14 protein-coding genes, 9 tRNA genes and 5 rRNA genes are annotated in these 24,094 nt (G+C 47.7%); all 28 read left to right on the top strand.

All coding sequences use genetic code 11. The annotated features are described in order from the left end of the window. The first annotated feature begins 30 nt into the window (after positions 1 to 30). Entirely contained in the window at positions 31 to 1,944 is a 1,914-nt protein-coding gene (gene ftsH / locus ACQVGT_RS20320) for an ATP-dependent zinc metalloprotease FtsH (protein WP_003243881.1), read from the top strand. Positions 1,945 to 2,138: 194 nt separating this feature from the next. After that, the gene (locus ACQVGT_RS20315; protein WP_010886388.1) at positions 2,139 to 2,915 is read left to right on the top strand and encodes a type III pantothenate kinase; all 777 of its coding nucleotides are present in this window, start codon (positions 2,139 to 2,141) and stop codon (positions 2,913 to 2,915) included. Positions 2,916 to 2,926: 11 nt separating this feature from the next. Then, a complete protein-coding gene (hslO, locus tag ACQVGT_RS20310) occupies positions 2,927 to 3,802 on the top strand; it encodes a redox-regulated molecular chaperone HslO (RefSeq protein WP_015382575.1) in 876 nt (291 codons plus the stop codon). Between the two features lie 46 nt (positions 3,803 to 3,848). Next, positions 3,849 to 4,742 (top strand): peptidyl-prolyl cis-trans isomerase, encoded by an 894-nt coding sequence (locus tag ACQVGT_RS20305; protein WP_015382576.1) that lies wholly within the window; start codon positions 3,849 to 3,851, stop codon positions 4,740 to 4,742. A 75-nt stretch (positions 4,743 to 4,817) separates the two neighbouring features. Then, positions 4,818 to 5,744, top strand: a complete 927-nt coding sequence (cysK, locus tag ACQVGT_RS20300) for a cysteine synthase A (protein WP_003218399.1) — start codon at positions 4,818 to 4,820, stop codon at positions 5,742 to 5,744. A gap of 165 nt (positions 5,745 to 5,909) precedes the next feature. Beyond that, the gene (locus ACQVGT_RS20295) at positions 5,910 to 7,322 is read left to right on the top strand and encodes an anthranilate synthase component I family protein (protein ID WP_015482698.1); all 1,413 of its coding nucleotides are present in this window, start codon (positions 5,910 to 5,912) and stop codon (positions 7,320 to 7,322) included. A gap of 13 nt (positions 7,323 to 7,335) precedes the next feature. Further along, positions 7,336 to 7,920, top strand: coding sequence for an aminodeoxychorismate/anthranilate synthase component II (gene pabA / locus ACQVGT_RS20290; protein WP_014475585.1), 585 nt, complete (start codon positions 7,336 to 7,338; stop codon positions 7,918 to 7,920). Further along, positions 7,920 to 8,801 (top strand): aminodeoxychorismate lyase, encoded by an 882-nt coding sequence (gene pabC, locus ACQVGT_RS20285; protein ID WP_015482699.1) that lies wholly within the window; start codon positions 7,920 to 7,922, stop codon positions 8,799 to 8,801. Before pabA ends, pabC begins: the two co-directional genes overlap by 1 nt. After that, positions 8,783 to 9,640: a dihydropteroate synthase gene (folP, locus tag ACQVGT_RS20280; RefSeq protein WP_015482700.1), complete on the top strand. Its 858-nt coding sequence runs from the start codon at positions 8,783 to 8,785 to the stop codon at positions 9,638 to 9,640. The genes pabC and folP overlap by 19 nt, the downstream gene beginning before the upstream one ends. Continuing rightward, positions 9,633 to 9,995 (top strand): dihydroneopterin aldolase, encoded by a 363-nt coding sequence (folB, locus tag ACQVGT_RS20275; RefSeq protein ID WP_014478613.1) that lies wholly within the window; start codon positions 9,633 to 9,635, stop codon positions 9,993 to 9,995. Before folP ends, folB begins: the two co-directional genes overlap by 8 nt. After that, positions 9,992 to 10,495 (top strand): 2-amino-4-hydroxy-6-hydroxymethyldihydropteridine diphosphokinase, encoded by a 504-nt coding sequence (folK, locus tag ACQVGT_RS20270; RefSeq protein ID WP_015482701.1) that lies wholly within the window; start codon positions 9,992 to 9,994, stop codon positions 10,493 to 10,495. The genes folB and folK overlap by 4 nt, the downstream gene beginning before the upstream one ends. Next, positions 10,447 to 10,656: a helix-turn-helix domain-containing protein gene (locus tag ACQVGT_RS20265; RefSeq protein ID WP_003226678.1), complete on the top strand. Its 210-nt coding sequence runs from the start codon at positions 10,447 to 10,449 to the stop codon at positions 10,654 to 10,656. Before folK ends, ACQVGT_RS20265 begins: the two co-directional genes overlap by 49 nt. A 23-nt stretch (positions 10,657 to 10,679) precedes the next feature. Continuing rightward, positions 10,680 to 11,681 (top strand): tRNA dihydrouridine synthase DusB, encoded by a 1,002-nt coding sequence (dusB, locus tag ACQVGT_RS20260; RefSeq protein ID WP_014475588.1) that lies wholly within the window; start codon positions 10,680 to 10,682, stop codon positions 11,679 to 11,681. A 91-nt stretch (positions 11,682 to 11,772) separates the two neighbouring features. Beyond that, positions 11,773 to 13,272, top strand: a complete 1,500-nt coding sequence (gene lysS, locus ACQVGT_RS20255; RefSeq protein ID WP_003226674.1) for a lysine--tRNA ligase — start codon at positions 11,773 to 11,775, stop codon at positions 13,270 to 13,272. Between the two features lie 298 nt (positions 13,273 to 13,570). After that, positions 13,571 to 15,120, top strand: a 16S ribosomal RNA gene (locus ACQVGT_RS20250). A gap of 170 nt (positions 15,121 to 15,290) precedes the next feature. Then, a 23S ribosomal RNA gene (locus tag ACQVGT_RS20245) occupies positions 15,291 to 18,218 on the top strand. Positions 18,219 to 18,272: 54 nt separating this feature from the next. After that, a 5S ribosomal RNA gene (gene rrf / locus ACQVGT_RS20240) occupies positions 18,273 to 18,388 on the top strand. A gap of 22 nt (positions 18,389 to 18,410) precedes the next feature. Then, positions 18,411 to 18,486 (top strand) — tRNA-Val (locus ACQVGT_RS20235). A 4-nt stretch (positions 18,487 to 18,490) separates the two neighbouring features. Beyond that, positions 18,491 to 18,566, top strand: a tRNA-Thr gene (locus tag ACQVGT_RS20230). Positions 18,567 to 18,602: 36 nt separating this feature from the next. Next, positions 18,603 to 18,678, top strand: a tRNA-Lys gene (locus ACQVGT_RS20225). Positions 18,679 to 18,684: 6 nt separating this feature from the next. Next, positions 18,685 to 18,767: transfer RNA gene (locus tag ACQVGT_RS20220), tRNA-Leu, on the top strand. Positions 18,768 to 18,807: 40 nt separating this feature from the next. Further along, positions 18,808 to 18,882, top strand: a tRNA-Gly gene (locus tag ACQVGT_RS20215). Positions 18,883 to 18,896: 14 nt separating this feature from the next. Next, positions 18,897 to 18,982, top strand: a tRNA-Leu gene (locus ACQVGT_RS20210). A gap of 9 nt (positions 18,983 to 18,991) precedes the next feature. After that, positions 18,992 to 19,068 (top strand) — tRNA-Arg (locus tag ACQVGT_RS20205). A 27-nt stretch (positions 19,069 to 19,095) separates the two neighbouring features. Further along, positions 19,096 to 19,172 (top strand) — tRNA-Pro (locus tag ACQVGT_RS20200). Positions 19,173 to 19,179: 7 nt separating this feature from the next. Continuing rightward, positions 19,180 to 19,255 (top strand) — tRNA-Ala (locus ACQVGT_RS20195). Between the two features lie 170 nt (positions 19,256 to 19,425). After that, positions 19,426 to 20,975, top strand: a 16S ribosomal RNA gene (locus ACQVGT_RS20190). Positions 20,976 to 21,145: 170 nt separating this feature from the next. Continuing rightward, a 23S ribosomal RNA gene (locus ACQVGT_RS20185) occupies positions 21,146 to 24,073 on the top strand. Together the 16S, 23S and 5S rRNA genes with 9 tRNA genes alongside form the textbook arrangement of a ribosomal RNA operon. The last annotated feature ends 21 nt before the right edge of the window (positions 24,074 to 24,094 follow it).

Below are 24,094 nucleotides of genomic sequence, written 5' to 3'. Positions count from 1 at the left end.
AGTTGTGCTTACTGTGGGAGGAGGTAAGGAATGAATCGGGTCTTCCGTAATACCATTTTTTATTTACTTATTTTATTAGTAGTAATCGGGGTTGTGAGCTACTTCCAGACCTCAAATCCGAAAACAGAAAATATGTCGTACAGTACGTTCATCAAAAACCTGGATGACGGGAAAGTTGATAGCGTATCGGTTCAGCCTGTCAGAGGTGTTTATGAGGTAAAAGGGCAGCTGAAAAACTACGACAAAGATCAATACTTTTTGACTCATGTTCCTGAAGGAAAGGGAGCAGACCAGATATTTAACGCTTTGAAAAAGACAGACGTAAAGGTTGAGCCCGCTCAAGAAACAAGCGGATGGGTGACGTTCCTGACGACCATCATCCCATTTGTCATTATCTTTATTCTGTTTTTCTTCCTGCTCAATCAGGCTCAAGGCGGCGGCAGCCGTGTCATGAACTTTGGCAAGAGTAAAGCGAAGCTGTATACAGAGGAAAAGAAACGCGTCAAATTTAAAGACGTTGCAGGGGCTGACGAAGAAAAGCAAGAACTTGTTGAAGTTGTTGAGTTTCTGAAAGATCCCCGCAAGTTTGCCGAGCTCGGCGCCAGAATACCGAAAGGCGTGCTTTTAGTCGGACCTCCGGGTACCGGTAAAACATTGCTTGCCAAGGCTTGTGCAGGAGAAGCCGGCGTACCTTTCTTCAGCATCAGCGGATCTGATTTCGTTGAAATGTTTGTAGGGGTCGGTGCTTCCCGTGTGCGTGACTTGTTTGAAAATGCGAAAAAGAATGCGCCTTGTTTGATCTTCATTGATGAAATTGACGCAGTTGGACGCCAGCGTGGCGCTGGTCTCGGCGGTGGACACGATGAACGTGAACAGACGCTAAACCAATTGCTTGTTGAAATGGACGGATTCAGCGCTAATGAAGGAATTATCATCATTGCTGCGACGAACCGTGCGGACATCTTGGACCCAGCCTTACTTCGTCCGGGACGTTTTGACCGTCAAATCACAGTGGACCGCCCAGATGTCATTGGCCGTGAAGCTGTATTGAAAGTCCATGCGAGAAACAAACCGCTGGATGAAACGGTTAACCTAAAATCAATTGCCATGAGAACACCAGGCTTCTCGGGCGCTGACTTAGAAAACCTCTTGAATGAAGCTGCGCTTGTAGCGGCTCGTCAAAACAAGAAAAAAATCGATGCGCGTGATATTGACGAAGCGACGGACCGTGTAATTGCCGGACCTGCTAAGAAGAGCCGCGTTATCTCCAAGAAAGAACGCAATATCGTGGCTTATCACGAAGGCGGACACACCGTTATCGGTCTCGTTTTAGATGAGGCAGATATGGTTCATAAAGTAACGATTGTTCCTCGGGGCCAGGCTGGCGGTTATGCTGTTATGCTGCCAAGAGAAGACCGTTATTTCCAAACAAAGCCGGAGTTGCTTGATAAAATTGTCGGTCTCTTGGGCGGACGTGTTGCTGAAGAGATTATCTTCGGTGAAGTCAGCACAGGGGCGCACAATGACTTCCAGCGTGCGACGAACATTGCAAGACGAATGGTTACGGAATTCGGTATGTCAGAAAAACTGGGACCGTTGCAATTTGGACAGTCTCAGGGCGGCCAGGTATTCTTAGGCCGTGATTTCAACAACGAACAGAATTACAGTGATCAAATCGCTTACGAAATTGATCAGGAAATTCAGCGTATCATCAAAGAATGTTATGAGCGTGCGAAACAAATCCTGACTGAAAATCGTGACAAGCTTGAATTGATTGCCCAAACGCTTCTGAAAGTTGAAACGCTTGACGCTGAACAGATCAAACACCTTATCGATCATGGAACATTACCTGAGCGTAATTTCTCAGATGATGAAAAGAACGATGATGTGAAAGTAAACATTCTGACAAAAACAGAAGAAAAGAAAGACGATACGAAAGAGTAATTCGCTTTCTTTCTAAAAAAACTGCCGGCTGACGCTGGCAGTTTTTTTATGTAAATGATGGGCTCAGATGCGGCTTTTACAATCATCCAATTCTGGTATCGATTTGTTTACAAATGAGCCGCTGATCGTGTATGGTATTGTAGAATGTTTGTGAAAAGTAAAGTAGAGAAACTATTCAAAAGTGGTGATAGAGGTTGTTACTGGTTATCGATGTGGGGAACACCAATACTGTACTTGGTGTATATCATGATGGAAAATTAGAATATCACTGGCGTATAGAAACAAGCAGGCATAAAACAGAAGATGAGTTTGGGATGATTTTGCGCTCCTTATTTGATCACTCCGGGCTTATGTTTGAACAGATAGATGGCATTATTATTTCGTCAGTAGTGCCGCCAATCATGTTTGCGTTAGAAAGAATGTGCACAAAATACTTTCATATCGAGCCGCAAATTGTTGGTCCTGGTATGAAAACCGGTTTAAATATAAAATATGATAATCCGAAAGAAGTGGGGGCAGACAGAATCGTAAATGCTGTCGCTGCGATACACTTATACGGCAATCCATTAATTGTTGTAGATTTCGGAACCGCCACAACGTACTGCTATATTGATGAAAACAAACAATACATGGGCGGGGCGATTGCCCCTGGGATTACAATTTCGACAGAGGCGCTTTACTCGCGTGCAGCAAAGCTTCCGCGTATCGAAATCACCCGGCCCGACAATATTATCGGAAAAAACACTGTTAGCGCGATGCAATCTGGGATTTTATTTGGCTATGTCGGCCAAGTGGAAGGAATCGTTAAGCGAATGAAATGGCAGGCAAAACAGGAACCAAAGGTCATTGCGACAGGAGGCCTGGCGCCGCTCATTGCGAACGAATCAGATTGTATAGACATCGTTGATCCATTCTTAACCCTTAAAGGGCTGGAATTGATTTATGAAAGAAACCGCGTAGGAAGTGTATAGGAGGTTTAGTAATGGATTATTTAGTAAAAGCACTTGCGTATGACGGAAAAGTTCGGGCTTATGCTGCGAGAACGACTGATATGGTAAATGAGGGACAGAGACGCCATGGTACGTGGCCGACAGCATCCGCTGCATTGGGCCGCACAATGACAGCTGCACTTATGCTCGGCGCTATGCTGAAGGGCGATGATAAGCTGACCGTGAAAATCGAGGGCGGAGGTCCGATCGGAGCTATTGTAGCTGATGCCAATGCCAAAGGAGAAGTCAGAGCCTATGTCTCTAACCCGCAAGTTCATTTTGATTTAAATGAACAAGGCAAGCTTGATGTCAGACGTGCGGTTGGAACAAACGGAACGTTAAGTGTCGTAAAAGATTTAGGTTTGCGCGAGTTCTTCACAGGACAAGTAGAAATCGTTTCAGGAGAATTAGGAGATGATTTCACTTACTATCTTGTCTCATCTGAGCAGGTTCCTTCATCAGTGGGTGTAGGTGTGCTCGTGAATCCTGACAATACCATTCTTGCGGCAGGGGGCTTTATTATTCAGCTGATGCCGGGAACAGATGATGAAACAATCACAAAAATTGAACAGCGTCTATCTCAAGTAGAGCCGATTTCTAAGCTCATCCAAAAAGGGCTGACACCAGAAGAAATTTTAGAAGAAGTCCTAGGTGAGAAACCTGAGATTTTGGAAACGATGCCTGTCAGATTCCATTGCCCTTGTTCAAAAGAACGGTTCGAAACAGCCATTTTAGGACTAGGCAAAAAAGAAATTCAAGATATGATAGAAGAAGATGGACAAGCCGAAGCAGTATGCCATTTTTGTAATGAAAAGTACTTATTTACAAAAGAAGAGCTGGAAGGGCTTCGTGACCAAACTACCCGCTAAGCTCTTTAGCGGGTTTTTAATTTGAGAAAAGGGGCTGAAAGCAGGTTTGAAATCAAGAACAATCTGGACCATTATTTTAGGGGCGCTGTTGGTTTGCTGTATTGCTGTTGCATATACGCTGACGAAATCCCAAGCCGGCGCATCGTCATCCGGTGAGTCTATTGCGACTATCGGAGGCAAGAGTGTGACAAGAGAAGAATGGCTGAAAGAAATGGAAGACCAGTATGGTAAGTCAACGCTTGAAGACATGATCAATGTCCGAGTTGTTGAGCAGCTGGCTAAAAAGAACAACCTTAAAATATCCAAAAGCGAAGTTGATCGTGAGTTTTTGCTGATTAAAGCGGTCAATAATTCCTTTTACGAAGATGAACATACGACGGAGAAAGAGTGGAAAGACCAAATTCGTTATAATATCCTCCTTGAGGATTTGTTAACAAGGGATATCGATATCTCAAACAAAGAACTGGAATCATTCTATAATAAAAATAAGGAACTATATCAGTTTGATGATTCGTATCGAATTCGGCACATTGTTGTAAAAGATGAAGAAGAAGCGAGAGAAGTCCTGAAAGAACTGAAAGGCGGATCAAGCTTTGAAGCTGTTGCTGCCGAAAGATCTACAGACAGATATACATCACCATACGGTGGAGATTTAGGTTTTGTCACAGAGGCATCAGACAACATTCCGTCAGCATACATTGAAGAGGCGAAAACACTCAAAGAGGATGAATGGTCTCAGGAACCAATAAAGGTCAGCAACGGATATGCCATTATCCAGCTGAAAGAAAAACTAAAGGCAAGAACGTTCTCATTTGATGAAGTAAAGGACCAGATCAGACGGCAAATCGCAATGGATCAGCTAGGCGATAAAGCGACAGTTAAGACACTTTGGAAAGAAGCCGATGTATCTTGGTTTTATGGGGAAAAAAGTACTAAGTGATTGACAAAAAATTTTGAAATTGATAGATTATATACATAATACCAATACAAATAGTCGGAAATTGAGGTGTCGAGAATGGTACGTGTAGCAAACTCCATTACTGAATTAATTGGGAATACGCCAATCGTTAAATTAAATCGCCTTGCAGATGAAAACAGTGCGGATGTATATCTAAAACTTGAATACATGAACCCTGGAAGCAGTGTAAAAGACCGTATCGGTTTAGCCATGATTGAAGCGGCTGAAAAAGAAGGAAAATTAAAAGCCGGTGATACAATCATTGAACCGACAAGCGGAAATACAGGAATCGGGCTTGCAATGGTTGCTGCTGCTAAAGGATTAAAAGCCATTTTGGTTATGCCTGATACAATGAGCATGGAGCGCCGCAACCTTCTGCGCGCATACGGTGCTGAGCTTGTGCTGACTCCTGGTGCGGAAGGCATGAAAGGCGCCATTAAGAAAGCTGAAGAGCTTGCTGAAAAGCACGGATACTTTGTGCCGCAGCAGTTTAACAACCCTTCTAACCCAGAAATTCACCGCCAAACAACGGGTAAAGAAATCGTTGAGCAATTCGGTGATGATCAGCTTGACGCATTTGTAGCCGGAATCGGAACGGGCGGAACGATTACGGGAGCGGGTGAAGTGCTGAAGGAAGCGTACCCTTCCATCAAGATTTATGCTGTTGAACCGTCAGATTCCCCAGTGCTTTCAGGAGGAAAACCAGGCCCCCACAAAATTCAGGGAATCGGAGCTGGATTCGTGCCGGACATCTTAAACACTGAAGTATATGATGAAATCTTCCCTGTGAAGAATGAAGAAGCATTCGAATATGCCCGCAGAGCTGCACGTGAAGAAGGAATTCTCGGAGGCATCTCATCAGGTGCGGCAATTTATGCTGCTCTTCAAGTAGCAAAAAAACTCGGAAAAGGCAAAAAAGTATTGGCCATCATTCCAAGTAACGGCGAACGTTATCTAAGCACGCCGCTGTATCAATTCGATTAAAAAAAGCCAAAACTCCCGGTCCGCCGGGAGTTTTTTTATATTTCGTGCATCAAATATGCCATGTCTGCGACGAATGTTATTCTTGGAAGAGAAATTCACTTTTTTCACTAACAACATTGCTTTACAATTAAAACAAGTAAAAAAGAAAATAGAGGAATGATACAAATGGCACAACGCAGACCGGCAGGCAAAAAAGTACCTTTTCAAAAAGACTCATTCTTACAACAATTTGAGAAACTTGCGCAATCCCGAAAACATCATGTACTTCTCGAAAGTGCAAGAGGCGGCAGATATAGTATAGCCGGTCTTGATCCAATTGCGACTGTGAAAGGAAAAGACGGAATAACTACAATTAAGCATGGTGATGAGATGCTGTTTAAAGAAGGTGATCCATTACGGGCCTTCCACAGCTGGTTTAAAACGCTGGAAACAGAAACGAATCATGAGTTCCCTGACTTTCAGGGCGGGGCAATCGGGTTTCTCAGCTATGATTACGCACGGTACATTGAAAATTTTAAAATGCTCTCATTAGATGATCTAGAAACACCAGATATTTATTTTCTTGTTTTTGATGATATAGCAGTTTATGACCATCAAGAAGAGTCTCTATGGCTGATTACTCATGTTAATGGTTCTGATCAGGAAACAGCGGATGTGAAACTATCTGAGTTAGAGCAGATGTGGCTGACTGAGCTTCCCGCTGTCTCTTCGCGAGAGATGAAGCCTGAAACAGATGGTTCCTTCGCGGCGCCATTTACCGAGGATGGGTTCTCACAAGCTGTAGAGAAAATCAAACAATACATTGCCAGCGGAGATGTGTTTCAAGTCAATCTATCAATAAGGCAGTCACAGTCACTGTCTGCCCACCCATATCAAATATACAAAACCTTGAGAGAAGTAAATCCTTCTCCTTATATGGCGTATTTAGAAACACCTGATTTCCAAATCATTTGCGGATCGCCTGAACTGCTTGTCAGCAAAAAGGGCAAGCTATTAGAGACGAGACCGATTGCGGGCACCCGTTCCAGAGGGAAAACAAATGAAGAAGACGAGGCGCTTGCAAACGAATTGATCCACAATGAAAAAGAACGCGCGGAACATGTCATGCTGGTTGATCTTGAGCGAAATGACCTGGGAAGAGTATCACGTTACGGGTCTGTGCGCGTAAATGAATTCATGGCAATTGAAAAATACTCGCATGTGATGCACATTGTGTCTAATGTCCAAGGTGAACTGCAGGATGGGTATGATGCTGTAGATATTATTCATGCTGTGTTTCCCGGAGGAACCATTACTGGTGCACCGAAAGTAAGAACGATGGAAATTATAGAAGAACTTGAGCCGACACGCCGAGGGCTTTATACTGGATCTATAGGATGGTTTGGATATAATCACGATCTGCAGTTTAATATCGTCATTCGAACCATTTATGCAACCGGAGGGCAGGCATTTATGCAGTCCGGCGCAGGAGTTGTGATTGATTCTGTTCCGAAGCACGAATACAAGGAATCATTCAAAAAAGCTTTTGCGATGCAAAGAGCATTAGAGCTGAGCAAAGAAGAGACAAAAATTAGATGAGGTGAGCGGAGAAATGATTTTAATGATTGATAACTACGATTCATTCACGTACAACTTGGTACAGTATTTGGGCGAGCTTGGGGAAGAGCTGGTTGTGAAACGCAATGACAGCATCACAATCGAAGAAATTGAAGAACTGTCTCCGGACTTTCTGATGATATCTCCCGGACCGTGCAGCCCTGATGAGGCGGGAATCAGCCTCGAAGCAATTAAACATTTCGCAGGGAAAATTCCTATTTTCGGTGTATGTCTCGGACATCAGTCCATCGCACAAGTGTTCGGTGGTGATGTTGTTAGGGCAGAACGGCTTATGCACGGGAAAACCTCGGATATCGAGCATGACGGCAAGACCATTTTTGAAGGGTTGAAAAATCCCCTTGTTGCGACGCGATACCACTCGCTGATCGTAAAACCTGAGACGCTGCCAAGCTGTTTTACAGTAACAGCACAAACGAAAGAAGGAGAAATCATGGCTATTCGCCACAATGACCTCCCGATAGAGGGCGTGCAATTTCACCCAGAGTCTATTATGACCTCCTTTGGGAAAGAAATGCTCAGAAATTTTATTGAGACATACCGCAAGGAAGTTATTGCGTGATGATATATGTAAACGGCCGGTATATGGAGGAGAAAGATGCAGTTCTTTCTCCTTTTGACCATGGGTTTTTATATGGGATCGGTGTTTTCGAAACCTTCAGGCTCTACGAAGGCTGCCCGTTTCTGCTTGATTGGCATATAGAACGGCTTGAACGCGCACTTAAGGATCTGCAAATCGAATATACTGTTTCAAAGCATGAGATCCTTGAGATGCTGGACAAGCTGCTTAAGCTAAATGATATCAAGGATGGCAATGCCCGCGTCAGACTGAACATATCAGCGGGGATCAGCGATAAAGGTTTTGTCGCCCAGACGTACGATAAGCCGACCGTTTTATGCTTTGTGAATCAGCTGAAACCAGAAAGTCTTCCTTTGCAAAAAGAAGGGAAGATTTTATCGATACGGAGAAACACTCCTGAGGGGTCGTTCCGGTTAAAATCTCATCATTATTTAAATAATATGTATGCGAAACGGGAAATTGGAAATGATCCGCGTGTCGAGGGAATTTTCCTAACGGAGGATGGAGCTGTTGCAGAGGGTATCATATCTAATGTCTTCTGGAGAAAAGGTCGCTGTATCTATACGCCATCGCTTGATACCGGTATTCTGGACGGCGTCACGAGACGTTTTATCATAGAAAATGCAAAGAATATCGGCCTGGAGCTCAAAACGGGCCGATATGAGCTAGAAGCTCTCTTGACAGCTGACGAAGCGTGGATGACGAACTCGGTTCTTGAAATCATCCCGTTTACTAAAATAGAAGAAGTAAACTATGGAAGCCAAAGCGGAGAAGCAACCTCCGCTCTTCAATTGTTATACAAAAAAGAAATAAAGAACATGATTCATGAAAAGGGAGGAAGAGCATGGCGCAGCACACAATAGATCAAACACAAGTAATCCACACTAAGCCCAGTGCTTTATCATATAAAGAGAAGACGCTGGTGATGGGAATTTTAAACGTAACGCCTGACTCTTTCTCGGACGGCGGAAAATATGACAGCTTGGACAAGGCGCTGCTGCACGCGAAAGAGATGATCGATGATGGTGCCCATATCATTGATATCGGAGGGGAATCGACAAGGCCTGGCGCTGAGTGCGTATCTGAGGATGAGGAGATGTCCAGAGTCATTCCGGTGATTGAGCGGATTACGAAAGAGCTTGGTGTTCCTATTTCTGTAGACACGTACAAGGCTTCTGTCGCAGATGAAGCAGTGAAAGCCGGCGCATCCATTATCAATGATATTTGGGGAGCCAAACATGATCCGGAGATGGCTTCCGTTGCAGCTGAACATAATGTTCCAATTGTTCTCATGCATAACCGCCCTGAAAGAAACTACAATGACTTATTGCCGGATATGCTGTCGGACTTAATGGAGAGTGTAAAAATTGCTGTTGAGGCCGGAGTAGACGAGAAGAACATTATTCTTGATCCCGGTATCGGTTTCGCGAAAACCTATCACGATAACCTGGCAGTGATGAACAAACTAGAGATTTTCAGCGGGTTGGGATATCCGGTTCTTCTGGCAACCTCCCGAAAAAGATTCATCGGACGTGTTCTGGATCTTCCGCCTGAGGAGCGGGCTGAGGGCACAGGCGCGACTGTGTGTCTCGGCATTCAAAAAGGCTGTGACATTGTCAGGGTCCATGATGTAAAGCAAATTGCCAGAATGGCGAAAATGATGGACGCGATGCTGAATAAGGGAGGGGTGTACCATGGATAAAGTTTATGTAGAAGGTATGGAGTTTTACGGATATCACGGTGTGTTCAAAGAAGAAAACAAGCTTGGCCAGCGGTTTAAAGTCGATTTAACTGCTGAGCTGGATTTGAGCAAAGCTGGACAAACAGACGACCTTGAGCAAACGATCAACTATGCTGAGCTCTATCACGTATGTAAAGATATCGTGGAAGGGGAGCCTGTAAAATTGGTAGAAACGCTGGCGGAACGTATTGCTGGCACTGTTCTCGAAAAATTTCAGCCTGTTCAGCAATGTACGGTGAAAGTGATTAAGCCAGACCCGCCAATTCCCGGACACTATAAATCAGTAGCAATTGAAATTACGAGAAAAAAGTCATGAACAACATAGCTTATATTGCACTTGGATCTAATATTGGAGATAGAGAAACGTATTTAAGGCAAGCAGTGGCTTTACTGCATCAGCATGCTGCGGTGACAGTCACTAAAGTGTCGTCTATTTACGAAACTGACCCGGTCGGATACGAAGACCAAGCTGAATTTTTGAATATGGCTGTTGAAATCAAGACATCACTGAACCCTTTTGAACTCCTTGAACTGACGCAGCAGATAGAAAATGAATTAGGCAGAACAAGGGAAGTAAGATGGGGGCCGCGGACGGCAGACCTTGACATTTTGTTATTTAATCGTGAAAATATTGAAACAGAGCAACTAATTGTTCCGCATCCGAGAATGTATGAGCGTTTGTTTGTCCTTGCGCCTCTTGCGGAAATTTGCCAGCAGGTTGAAAAAGAGGCTACAAACGCCGAAACAGACCAAGAAGGTGTAAGAGTATGGAAGCAGAAATCTGGGGTAGACGAATTCGTGCATTCAGAAAGCTGAAAGGTTATACTCAAGAAGGATTTGCAAAAGCATTAGGTATATCAGTTTCTATTCTCGGCGAAATTGAACGCGGAAACCGATTGCCGTCAGCTGCCATCATTCAAGATGCAGCAGATGTTTTAAATATAAGTGCGGACGAATTGGCGCCGCCAGAAAAATAGAACAAATGAAAGGAGGAGAAAAATTGTTCAAAATCGGAGATATTCAATTGAAAAACCGGGTTGTGCTCGCACCTATGGCTGGTGTCTGCAACTCTGCGTTCAGATTGACTGTAAAGGAATTCGGAGCCGGATTGGTATGCGCTGAAATGGTCAGTGACAAAGCGATCCTTTACAACAATGCAAGAACAATGGGTATGCTTTATATCGATGAACGTGAGAAACCACTCAGCCTTCAAATTTTCGGAGGAAAAAAGGAAACCCTTGTGGAAGCGGCGAAGTTTGTAGACCAAAACACAACTGCTGATATCATTGATATTAACATGGGATGTCCCGTGCCGAAGATTACAAAATGCGATGCGGGAGCCAAATGGCTTCTCGACCCTGATAAGATTTACGAAATGGTTTCTGCAGTAGTGGATGCTGTTAATAAACCAGTTACAGTGAAAATGAGAATGGGCTGGGATGAAGACCACATTTTCGCAGTGAAAAATGCACAGGCTGTAGAACGTGCGGGCGGTAAAGCAGTGGCACTTCACGGCCGTACGAGAGTGCAGATGTACGAAGGAACGGCAAACTGGGATATCATCAAAGAAGTAAAACAATCAGTATCGATTCCGGTTATCGGAAACGGCGATGTTAAGACACCGCAGGATGCTAAGCGTATGCTCGATGAGACAGGAGTAGACGGGGTGATGATCGGACGCGCTGCATTGGGCAACCCGTGGATGATTTACCGTACGGTTCAGTATCTTGAAACAGGTGAATTAAAAGAAGAGCCGCAAGTACGCGAAAAAATGGCCGTATGCAAACTGCATCTTGACCGTCTGATTGACTTAAAAGGTGAAAACGTAGCGGTAAGAGAAATGAGAAAGCACGCTGCATGGTATCTGAAAGGCGTAAAAGGCAATGCGAACGTTCGTAATGAAATCAATCATTGCGAGACGAGAGAAGAGTTTGTACAGCTTTTAGATGCATTTACGGTTGAAGTTGAGGCAAAAGAGCTTCAAAATGCAAAAGTAGGATAATACTTACCTCTATTTGCTGCTCACTGCTAGTTTTACGCTGGCAGTTTTTCTGCTTTTTTCATGAAACAATATCTGTAATGGAGTGATAACAATGAGTCAAGAAGAGCATAACCATGAAGAATTGAATGATCAGCTGCAAGTCAGACGCGATAAAATGAATCAGCTGAGAGATAACGGCATCGATCCATTCGGCGCACGTTTTGAAAGAACTCATCAGTCTCAAGAAGTTATTTCGGCATATCAAGATCTAACCAAAGAAGAGTTAGAAGAAAAAGCGATTGAAGTTACAATCGCAGGCCGCATGATGACAAAACGCGGAAAAGGAAAAGCCGGCTTTGCCCATCTTCAGGATTTAGAAGGCCAAATCCAAATCTACGTAAGAAAAGACAGTGTCGGTGACGACCAATATGAAATCTTCAAGTCTTCTGACCTCGGTGATCTTATCGGTGTAACCGGAAAAGTCTTCAAAACAAATGTAGGCGAATTGTCTGTTAAAGCAACTTCCTTTGAATTGCTGACAAAAGCGCTTCGTCCGCTTCCTGACAAATACCATGGTTTAAAAGACGTTGAGCAGCGCTACCGTCAGCGTTACCTGGATCTTATCGTAAACCCAGACAGCAAACATACATTCATTACACGAAGCAAGATCATTCAAGCTATGAGAAGATACCTTGATGATCATGGATACTTAGAAGTAGAAACACCTACAATGCACAGCATTCCTGGGGGAGCTTCTGCACGTCCGTTTATCACTCACCACAACGCGTTAGACATTCCACTCTATATGCGTATTGCTATCGAACTGCACCTAAAACGCCTAATTGTCGGCGGTTTAGAAAAAGTATATGAAATCGGCCGTGTTTTCCGTAACGAAGGTGTCTCAACACGTCATAACCCTGAATTTACAATGATTGAGTTATATGAAGCATATGCGGACTATAAAGATATCATGAGCTTAACTGAAAACCTTGTCGCTCATATCGCCCAAGAAGTGCTTGGCACAACTACGATTCAATACGGGGAAGAGCAAATCGACCTTAAACCGGAGTGGAAAAGAATCCATATGGTTGACGCAGTCAAAGAAGCGACCGGCGTTGATTTCTGGGAAGAGGTTACTGTTGAGCAGGCGCGTGAATATGCAAAAGAACATGGTGTAGAAATTAAAGATTCTATGACAGTAGGGCATATCATCAACGAATTCTTCGAACAAAAAATTGAAGAAACGCTTATTCAGCCAACGTTTATTTACGGGCATCCTGTAGAAATTTCTCCTCTTGCTAAGAAAAACCCTGAGGACCCGCGTTTTACAGACCGTTTTGAGCTGTTTATCGTTGGCCGTGAACATGCCAACGCGTTTACAGAGCTGAATGATCCTATTGATCAAAGAGAACGCTTTGAAGCGCAATTAAAAGAGCGTGAAGCCGGTAATGATGAAGCTCATCTAATGGATGAAGACTTTGTTGAAGCTCTGGAATACGGTATGCCGCCAACAGGAGGTTTAGGCATCGGTATCGACCGTCTGGTTATGCTGCTGACGAATGCCCCTTCTATTCGCGATGTGCTGTTATTCCCGCAAATGAGACAACGCTAATAAAGAAGAGCGGTATCCTCCATAGAGAAAGGATGCCGCTCTTTTTAAATTCCTTCAAAAAAACTATTGCACTATTATTTACTAGGTGGTATATTATTATTCGTTGCCGCTAAACAAGGCGATAACGAAAAAATAACTTAAAAAAAGTTATTGACTTCACTGAGTCAACGAGTTATAATAATAAAGTCGCTTGAACGAAGTGGACAGAATGATCTTTGAAAACTAAACAAGACAAAACGTACCTGTTAATTCAGTTTTTAAAAATCGCACAGCGATGTGCGTAGTCAGTCAAACTACTTTATCGGAGAGTTTGATCCTGGCTCAGGACGAACGCTGGCGGCGTGCCTAATACATGCAAGTCGAGCGGACAGATGGGAGCTTGCTCCCTGATGTTAGCGGCGGACGGGTGAGTAACACGTGGGTAACCTGCCTGTAAGACTGGGATAACTCCGGGAAACCGGGGCTAATACCGGATGGTTGTTTGAACCGCATGGTTCAAACATAAAAGGTGGCTTCGGCTACCACTTACAGATGGACCCGCGGCGCATTAGCTAGTTGGTGAGGTAATGGCTCACCAAGGCAACGATGCGTAGCCGACCTGAGAGGGTGATCGGCCACACTGGGACTGAGACACGGCCCAGACTCCTACGGGAGGCAGCAGTAGGGAATCTTCCGCAATGGACGAAAGTCTGACGGAGCAACGCCGCGTGAGTGATGAAGGTTTTCGGATCGTAAAGCTCTGTTGTTAGGGAAGAACAAGTACCGTTCGAATAGGGCGGTACCTTGACGGTACCTAACCAGAAAGCCACGGCTAACTACGTGCCAGCAGCCGCGGTAATACGTAGGTGGCAAGCGTTGTCCGGAATTATTGGGCGTAAAGGGCTCGCAGGCGGTTTCTTAAGTCTGATGTGAAAGCCCCCGGCTCAACCGGGGAGGGTCATTGGAAACTGGGGAACTTGAGTGCAGAAGAGGAGAGTGGAATTCCACGTGTAGCGGTGAAATGCGTAGAGATGTGGAGGAACACCAGTGGCGAAGGCGACTCTCTGGTCTGTAACTGACGCTGAGGAGCGAAAGCGTGGGGAGCGAACAGGATTAGATACCCTGGTAGTCCACGCCGTAAACGATGAGTGCTAAGTGTTAGGGGGTTTCCGCCCCTTAGTGCTGCAGCTAACGCATTAAGCACTCCGCCTGGGGAGTACGGTCGCAAGACTGAAACTCAAAGGAATTGACGGGGGCCCGCACAAGCGGTGGAGCATGTGGTTTAATTCGAAGCAACGCGAAGAACCTTACCAGGTCTTGACATCCTCTGACAATCCTAGAGATAGGACGTCCCCTTCGGGGGCAGAGTGACAGGTGGTGCATGGTTGTCGTCAGCTCGTGTCGTGAGATGTTGGGTTAAGTCCCGCAACGAGCGCAACCCTTGATCTTAGTTGCCAGCATTCAGTTGGGCACTCTAAGGTGACTGCCGGTGACAAACCGGAGGAAGGTGGGGATGACGTCAAATCATCATGCCCCTTATGACCTGGGCTACACACGTGCTACAATGGACAGAACAAAGGGCAGCGAAACCGCGAGGTTAAGCCAATCCCACAAATCTGTTCTCAGTTCGGATCGCAGTCTGCAACTCGACTGCGTGAAGCTGGAATCGCTAGTAATCGCGGATCAGCATGCCGCGGTGAATACGTTCCCGGGCCTTGTACACACCGCCCGTCACACCACGAGAGTTTGTAACACCCGAAGTCGGTGAGGTAACCTTTTAGGAGCCAGCCGCCGAAGGTGGGACAGATGATTGGGGTGAAGTCGTAACAAGGTAGCCGTATCGGAAGGTGCGGCTGGATCACCTCCTTTCTAAGGATATTATACGGAATATAAGACCTTGGGTCTTATAAACAGAACGTTCCCTGTCTTGTTTAGTTTTGAAGGATCATTCCTTCGAAACGTGTTCTTTGAAAACTAGATAACAGTAGACATCACATTCAATTAGTAACACAAGATATCACATAGTGATTCTTTTTAACGGTTAAGTTAGAAAGGGCGCACGGTGGATGCCTTGGCACTAGGAGCCGATGAAGGACGGGACGAACACCGATATGCTTCGGGGAGCTGTAAGCAAGCTTTGATCCGGAGATTTCCGAATGGGGAAACCCACCACTCGTAATGGAGTGGTATCCATATCTGAATTCATAGGATATGAGAAGGCAGACCCGGGGAACTGAAACATCTAAGTACCCGGAGGAAGAGAAAGCAAATGCGATTCCCTGAGTAGCGGCGAGCGAAACGGGATCAGCCCAAACCAAGAGGCTTGCCTCTTGGGGTTGTAGGACACTCTGTACGGAGTTACAAAAGAACGAGGTAGATGAAGAGGTCTGGAAAGGCCCGCCATAGGAGGTAACAGCCCTGTAGTCAAAACTTCGTTCTCTCCTGAGTGGATCCTGAGTACGGCGGAACACGTGAAATTCCGTCGGAATCCGGGAGGACCATCTCCCAAGGCTAAATACTCCCTAGTGACCGATAGTGAACCAGTACCGTGAGGGAAAGGTGAAAAGCACCCCGGAAGGGGAGTGAAAGAGATCCTGAAACCGTGTGCCTACAAGTAGTCAGAGCCCGTTAACGGGTGATGGCGTGCCTTTTGTAGAATGAACCGGCGAGTTACGATCCCGTGCAAGGTTAAGCAGAAGATGCGGAGCCGCAGCGAAAGCGAGTCTGAATAGGGCGCATGAGTACGTGGTCGTAGACCCGAAACCAGGTGATCTACCCATGTCCAGGGTGAAGTTCAGGTAACACTGAATGGAGGCCCGAACCCACGCACGTTGAAAAGTGCGGGGATGAGGTGTGGGTAGGGGTGAAATGCCAATCGAACCTGGAGATAGCTGGTTCTCTCCGAAATAGCTTTAGGGCTAGCCTCAAGGTAAGAGTCTTGGAGGTAGAGCACTGATTGGACTAGGGGCCCCTACCGGGTTACCGAATTCAGTCAAACTCCGAATGCCAATGACTTATCCTTGGGAGTCAGACTGCGAGTGATAAGATCCGTAGTCGAAAGGGAAACAGCCCAGACCGCCAGCTAAGGTCCCAAAGTATACGTTAAGTGGAAAAGGATGTGGAGTTGCTTAGACAACCAGGATGTTGGCTTAGAAGCAGCCACCATTTAAAGAGTGCGTAATAGCTCACTGGTCGAGTGACTCTGCGCCGAAAATGTACCGGGGCTAAACGTATCACCGAAGCTGCGGACTGTTCTTCGAACAGTGGTAGGAGAGCGTTCTAAGGGCTGTGAAGCCAGACCGGAAGGACTGGTGGAGCGCTTAGAAGTGAGAATGCCGGTATGAGTAGCGAAAGAGGGGTGAGAATCCCCTCCACCGAATGCCTAAGGTTTCCTGAGGAAGGCTCGTCCGCTCAGGGTTAGTCGGGACCTAAGCCGAGGCCGAAAGGCGTAGGCGATGGACAACAGGTTGATATTCCTGTACCACCTCCTCACCATTTGAGCAATGGGGGGACGCAGGAGGATAGGGTAAGCGCGGTATTGGATATCCGCGTCCAAGCAGTTAGGCTGGGAAATAGGCAAATCCGTTTCCCATAAGGCTGAGCTGTGATGGCGAGCGAAATATAGTAGCGAAGTTCCTGATTCCACACTGCCAAGAAAAGCCTCTAGCGAGGTGAGAGGTGCCCGTACCGCAAACCGACACAGGTAGGCGAGGAGAGAATCCTAAGGTGATCGAGAGAACTCTCGTTAAGGAACTCGGCAAAATGACCCCGTAACTTCGGGAGAAGGGGTGCTCTGTTAGGGTGCAAGCCCGAGAGAGCCGCAGTGAATAGGCCCAGGCGACTGTTTAGCAAAAACACAGGTCTCTGCGAAGCCGTAAGGCGAAGTATAGGGGCTGACGCCTGCCCGGTGCTGGAAGGTTAAGAGGAGCGCTTAGCGTAAGCGAAGGTGCGAATTGAAGCCCCAGTAAACGGCGGCCGTAACTATAACGGTCCTAAGGTAGCGAAATTCCTTGTCGGGTAAGTTCCGACCCGCACGAAAGGCGCAACGATCTGGGCACTGTCTCAACGAGAGACTCGGTGAAATTATAGTACCTGTGAAGATGCAGGTTACCCGCGACAGGACGGAAAGACCCCGTGGAGCTTTACTGCAGCCTGATATTGAATGTTGGTACAGCTTGTACAGGATAGGTAGGAGCCTTGGAAACCGGAGCGCCAGCTTCGGTGGAGGCATCGGTGGGATACTACCCTGGCTGTATTGACCTTCTAACCCGCCGCCCTTATCGGGCGGGGAGACAGTGTCAGGTGGGCAGTTTGACTGGGGCGGTCGCCTCCTAAAAGGTAACGGAGGCGCCCAAAGGTTCCCTCAGAATGGTTGGAAATCATTCGCAGAGTGTAAAGGCACAAGGGAGCTTGACTGCGAGACCTACAAGTCGAGCAGGGACGAAAGTCGGGCTTAGTGATCCGGTGGTTCCGCATGGAAGGGCCATCGCTCAACGGATAAAAGCTACCCCGGGGATAACAGGCTTATCTCCCCCAAGAGTCCACATCGACGGGGAGGTTTGGCACCTCGATGTCGGCTCATCGCATCCTGGGGCTGTAGTCGGTCCCAAGGGTTGGGCTGTTCGCCCATTAAAGCGGTACGCGAGCTGGGTTCAGAACGTCGTGAGACAGTTCGGTCCCTATCCGTCGCGGGCGCAGGAAATTTGAGAGGAGCTGTCCTTAGTACGAGAGGACCGGGATGGACGCACCGCTGGTGTACCAGTTGTTCTGCCAAGGGCATCGCTGGGTAGCTATGTGCGGACGGGATAAGTGCTGAAAGCATCTAAGCATGAAGCCCCCCTCAAGATGAGATTTCCCATTCCGCAAGGAAGTAAGATCCCTGAAAGATGATCAGGTTGATAGGTCTGAGGTGGAAGTGTGGCGACACATGGAGCTGACAGATACTAATCGATCGAGGACTTAACCATATTTTGAATGATGTCACACCTGTTATCTAGTTTTGAGAGAACACTCTCAATTTGTTTGGTGGCGATAGCGAAGAGGTCACACCCGTTCCCATACCGAACACGGAAGTTAAGCTCTTCAGCGCCGATGGTAGTCGGGGGTTTCCCCCTGTGAGAGTAGGACGCCGCCAAGCAATTGCACGTTAGTGCAATTATGGAGGATTAGCTCAGCTGGGAGAGCATCTGCCTTACAAGCAGAGGGTCGGCGGTTCGAGCCCGTCATCCTCCACCATTATGCCGGTGTAGCTCAATTGGTAGAGCAACTGACTTGTAATCAGTAGGTTGGGGGTTCAAGTCCTCTTGCCGGCACCACTTTTATATGATATAATACTCAAGTCTCTTGTAGAAGAGCCATTAGCTCAGTTGGTAGAGCATCTGACTTTTAATCAGAGGGTCGAAGGTTCGAGTCCTTCATGGCTCACCATTTTACGCGGGTGTGGCGGAATTGGCAGACGCGCTAGACTTAGGATCTAGTGTCTTTATGACGTGGGGGTTCAAGTCCCTTCACCCGCATTATATAGGATAACAGTTAGAAAAACTGGACATCCTGTCTGCGGAAGTAGTTCAGTGGTAGAACACCACCTTGCCAAGGTGGGGGTCGCGGGTTCGAATCCCGTCTTCCGCTCCAACTATACCATCCACGCCGGGGTGGTGGAATTGGCAGACACACAGGACTTAAAATCCTGCGGTAGGTGACTACCGTGCCGGTTCAAGTCCGGCCCTCGGCATTATGTTTTGCGCCCGTAGCTCAATTGGATAGAGCGTTTGACTACGGATCAAAAGGTTAGGGGTTCGACTCCTCTCGGGCGCGCCATATCTTTTAATAGAATAGATGGGAAATCGGGAAGTAGCTCAGCTTGGTAGAGCACATGGTTTGGGACCATGGGGTCGCAGGTTCGAATCCTGTCTTCCCGACCATTTTTATGGGGCCTTAGCTCAGCTGGGAGAGCGCCTGCTTTGCACGCAGGAGGTCAGCGGTTCGATCCCGCTAGGCTCCACCAAAAGTTTTTTAAAAAAGTTGTTGACTTTGAAGAAGTGATATTGTATACTAACAAAGTTGCTTTAACAAAGCGGACAAAAAATGATCTTTGAAAACTAAACAAGACAAAACGTACCTGTTAATTCAGTTTTTAAAAATCGCACAGCGATGTGCGTAGTCAGTCAAACTACTTTATCGGAGAGTTTGATCCTGGCTCAGGACGAACGCTGGCGGCGTGCCTAATACATGCAAGTCGAGCGGACAGATGGGAGCTTGCTCCCTGATGTTAGCGGCGGACGGGTGAGTAACACGTGGGTAACCTGCCTGTAAGACTGGGATAACTCCGGGAAACCGGGGCTAATACCGGATGGTTGTTTGAACCGCATGGTTCAAACATAAAAGGTGGCTTCGGCTACCACTTACAGATGGACCCGCGGCGCATTAGCTAGTTGGTGAGGTAATGGCTCACCAAGGCAACGATGCGTAGCCGACCTGAGAGGGTGATCGGCCACACTGGGACTGAGACACGGCCCAGACTCCTACGGGAGGCAGCAGTAGGGAATCTTCCGCAATGGACGAAAGTCTGACGGAGCAACGCCGCGTGAGTGATGAAGGTTTTCGGATCGTAAAGCTCTGTTGTTAGGGAAGAACAAGTACCGTTCGAATAGGGCGGTACCTTGACGGTACCTAACCAGAAAGCCACGGCTAACTACGTGCCAGCAGCCGCGGTAATACGTAGGTGGCAAGCGTTGTCCGGAATTATTGGGCGTAAAGGGCTCGCAGGCGGTTTCTTAAGTCTGATGTGAAAGCCCCCGGCTCAACCGGGGAGGGTCATTGGAAACTGGGGAACTTGAGTGCAGAAGAGGAGAGTGGAATTCCACGTGTAGCGGTGAAATGCGTAGAGATGTGGAGGAACACCAGTGGCGAAGGCGACTCTCTGGTCTGTAACTGACGCTGAGGAGCGAAAGCGTGGGGAGCGAACAGGATTAGATACCCTGGTAGTCCACGCCGTAAACGATGAGTGCTAAGTGTTAGGGGGTTTCCGCCCCTTAGTGCTGCAGCTAACGCATTAAGCACTCCGCCTGGGGAGTACGGTCGCAAGACTGAAACTCAAAGGAATTGACGGGGGCCCGCACAAGCGGTGGAGCATGTGGTTTAATTCGAAGCAACGCGAAGAACCTTACCAGGTCTTGACATCCTCTGACAATCCTAGAGATAGGACGTCCCCTTCGGGGGCAGAGTGACAGGTGGTGCATGGTTGTCGTCAGCTCGTGTCGTGAGATGTTGGGTTAAGTCCCGCAACGAGCGCAACCCTTGATCTTAGTTGCCAGCATTCAGTTGGGCACTCTAAGGTGACTGCCGGTGACAAACCGGAGGAAGGTGGGGATGACGTCAAATCATCATGCCCCTTATGACCTGGGCTACACACGTGCTACAATGGACAGAACAAAGGGCAGCGAAACCGCGAGGTTAAGCCAATCCCACAAATCTGTTCTCAGTTCGGATCGCAGTCTGCAACTCGACTGCGTGAAGCTGGAATCGCTAGTAATCGCGGATCAGCATGCCGCGGTGAATACGTTCCCGGGCCTTGTACACACCGCCCGTCACACCACGAGAGTTTGTAACACCCGAAGTCGGTGAGGTAACCTTTTAGGAGCCAGCCGCCGAAGGTGGGACAGATGATTGGGGTGAAGTCGTAACAAGGTAGCCGTATCGGAAGGTGCGGCTGGATCACCTCCTTTCTAAGGATATTATACGGAATATAAGACCTTGGGTCTTATAAACAGAACGTTCCCTGTCTTGTTTAGTTTTGAAGGATCATTCCTTCGAAACGTGTTCTTTGAAAACTAGATAACAGTAGACATCACATTCAATTAGTAACACAAGATATCACATAGTGATTCTTTTTAACGGTTAAGTTAGAAAGGGCGCACGGTGGATGCCTTGGCACTAGGAGCCGATGAAGGACGGGACGAACACCGATATGCTTCGGGGAGCTGTAAGCAAGCTTTGATCCGGAGATTTCCGAATGGGGAAACCCACCACTCGTAATGGAGTGGTATCCATATCTGAATTCATAGGATATGAGAAGGCAGACCCGGGGAACTGAAACATCTAAGTACCCGGAGGAAGAGAAAGCAAATGCGATTCCCTGAGTAGCGGCGAGCGAAACGGGATCAGCCCAAACCAAGAGGCTTGCCTCTTGGGGTTGTAGGACACTCTGTACGGAGTTACAAAAGAACGAGGTAGATGAAGAGGTCTGGAAAGGCCCGCCATAGGAGGTAACAGCCCTGTAGTCAAAACTTCGTTCTCTCCTGAGTGGATCCTGAGTACGGCGGAACACGTGAAATTCCGTCGGAATCCGGGAGGACCATCTCCCAAGGCTAAATACTCCCTAGTGACCGATAGTGAACCAGTACCGTGAGGGAAAGGTGAAAAGCACCCCGGAAGGGGAGTGAAAGAGATCCTGAAACCGTGTGCCTACAAGTAGTCAGAGCCCGTTAACGGGTGATGGCGTGCCTTTTGTAGAATGAACCGGCGAGTTACGATCCCGTGCAAGGTTAAGCAGAAGATGCGGAGCCGCAGCGAAAGCGAGTCTGAATAGGGCGCATGAGTACGTGGTCGTAGACCCGAAACCAGGTGATCTACCCATGTCCAGGGTGAAGTTCAGGTAACACTGAATGGAGGCCCGAACCCACGCACGTTGAAAAGTGCGGGGATGAGGTGTGGGTAGGGGTGAAATGCCAATCGAACCTGGAGATAGCTGGTTCTCTCCGAAATAGCTTTAGGGCTAGCCTCAAGGTAAGAGTCTTGGAGGTAGAGCACTGATTGGACTAGGGGCCCCTACCGGGTTACCGAATTCAGTCAAACTCCGAATGCCAATGACTTATCCTTGGGAGTCAGACTGCGAGTGATAAGATCCGTAGTCGAAAGGGAAACAGCCCAGACCGCCAGCTAAGGTCCCAAAGTATACGTTAAGTGGAAAAGGATGTGGAGTTGCTTAGACAACCAGGATGTTGGCTTAGAAGCAGCCACCATTTAAAGAGTGCGTAATAGCTCACTGGTCGAGTGACTCTGCGCCGAAAATGTACCGGGGCTAAACGTATCACCGAAGCTGCGGACTGTTCTTCGAACAGTGGTAGGAGAGCGTTCTAAGGGCTGTGAAGCCAGACCGGAAGGACTGGTGGAGCGCTTAGAAGTGAGAATGCCGGTATGAGTAGCGAAAGAGGGGTGAGAATCCCCTCCACCGAATGCCTAAGGTTTCCTGAGGAAGGCTCGTCCGCTCAGGGTTAGTCGGGACCTAAGCCGAGGCCGAAAGGCGTAGGCGATGGACAACAGGTTGATATTCCTGTACCACCTCCTCACCATTTGAGCAATGGGGGGACGCAGGAGGATAGGGTAAGCGCGGTATTGGATATCCGCGTCCAAGCAGTTAGGCTGGGAAATAGGCAAATCCGTTTCCCATAAGGCTGAGCTGTGATGGCGAGCGAAATATAGTAGCGAAGTTCCTGATTCCACACTGCCAAGAAAAGCCTCTAGCGAGGTGAGAGGTGCCCGTACCGCAAACCGACACAGGTAGGCGAGGAGAGAATCCTAAGGTGATCGAGAGAACTCTCGTTAAGGAACTCGGCAAAATGACCCCGTAACTTCGGGAGAAGGGGTGCTCTGTTAGGGTGCAAGCCCGAGAGAGCCGCAGTGAATAGGCCCAGGCGACTGTTTAGCAAAAACACAGGTCTCTGCGAAGCCGTAAGGCGAAGTATAGGGGCTGACGCCTGCCCGGTGCTGGAAGGTTAAGAGGAGCGCTTAGCGTAAGCGAAGGTGCGAATTGAAGCCCCAGTAAACGGCGGCCGTAACTATAACGGTCCTAAGGTAGCGAAATTCCTTGTCGGGTAAGTTCCGACCCGCACGAAAGGCGCAACGATCTGGGCACTGTCTCAACGAGAGACTCGGTGAAATTATAGTACCTGTGAAGATGCAGGTTACCCGCGACAGGACGGAAAGACCCCGTGGAGCTTTACTGCAGCCTGATATTGAATGTTGGTACAGCTTGTACAGGATAGGTAGGAGCCTTGGAAACCGGAGCGCCAGCTTCGGTGGAGGCATCGGTGGGATACTACCCTGGCTGTATTGACCTTCTAACCCGCCGCCCTTATCGGGCGGGGAGACAGTGTCAGGTGGGCAGTTTGACTGGGGCGGTCGCCTCCTAAAAGGTAACGGAGGCGCCCAAAGGTTCCCTCAGAATGGTTGGAAATCATTCGCAGAGTGTAAAGGCACAAGGGAGCTTGACTGCGAGACCTACAAGTCGAGCAGGGACGAAAGTCGGGCTTAGTGATCCGGTGGTTCCGCATGGAAGGGCCATCGCTCAACGGATAAAAGCTACCCCGGGGATAACAGGCTTATCTCCCCCAAGAGTCCACATCGACGGGGAGGTTTGGCACCTCGATGTCGGCTCATCGCATCCTGGGGCTGTAGTCGGTCCCAAGGGTTGGGCTGTTCGCCCATTAAAGCGGTACGCGAGCTGGGTTCAGAACGTCGTGAGACAGTTCGGTCCCTATCCGTCGCGGGCGCAGGAAATTTGAGAGGAGCTGTCCTTAGTACGAGAGGACCGGGATGGACGCACCGCTGGTGTACCAGTTGTTCTGCCAAGGGCATCGCTGGGTAGCTATGTGCGGACGGGATAAGTGCTGAAAGCATCTAAGCATGAAGCCCCCCTCAAGATGAGATTTCCCATTCCGCAAGGAAGTAAGATCCCTGAAAGATGATCAGGTTGATAGGTCTGAGGTGGAAGTGTGGCGACACATGGAGCTGACAGATACTAATCGATCGAGGACTTAACCATATTTTTGAATGATGTCACACC

Source organism: Bacillus sp. SCT118 (assembly GCF_058566435.1).
The sequence above is the reverse complement of the archived record's forward strand: the minus strand, read 5'-3'. Positions and strand labels throughout refer to the sequence as shown.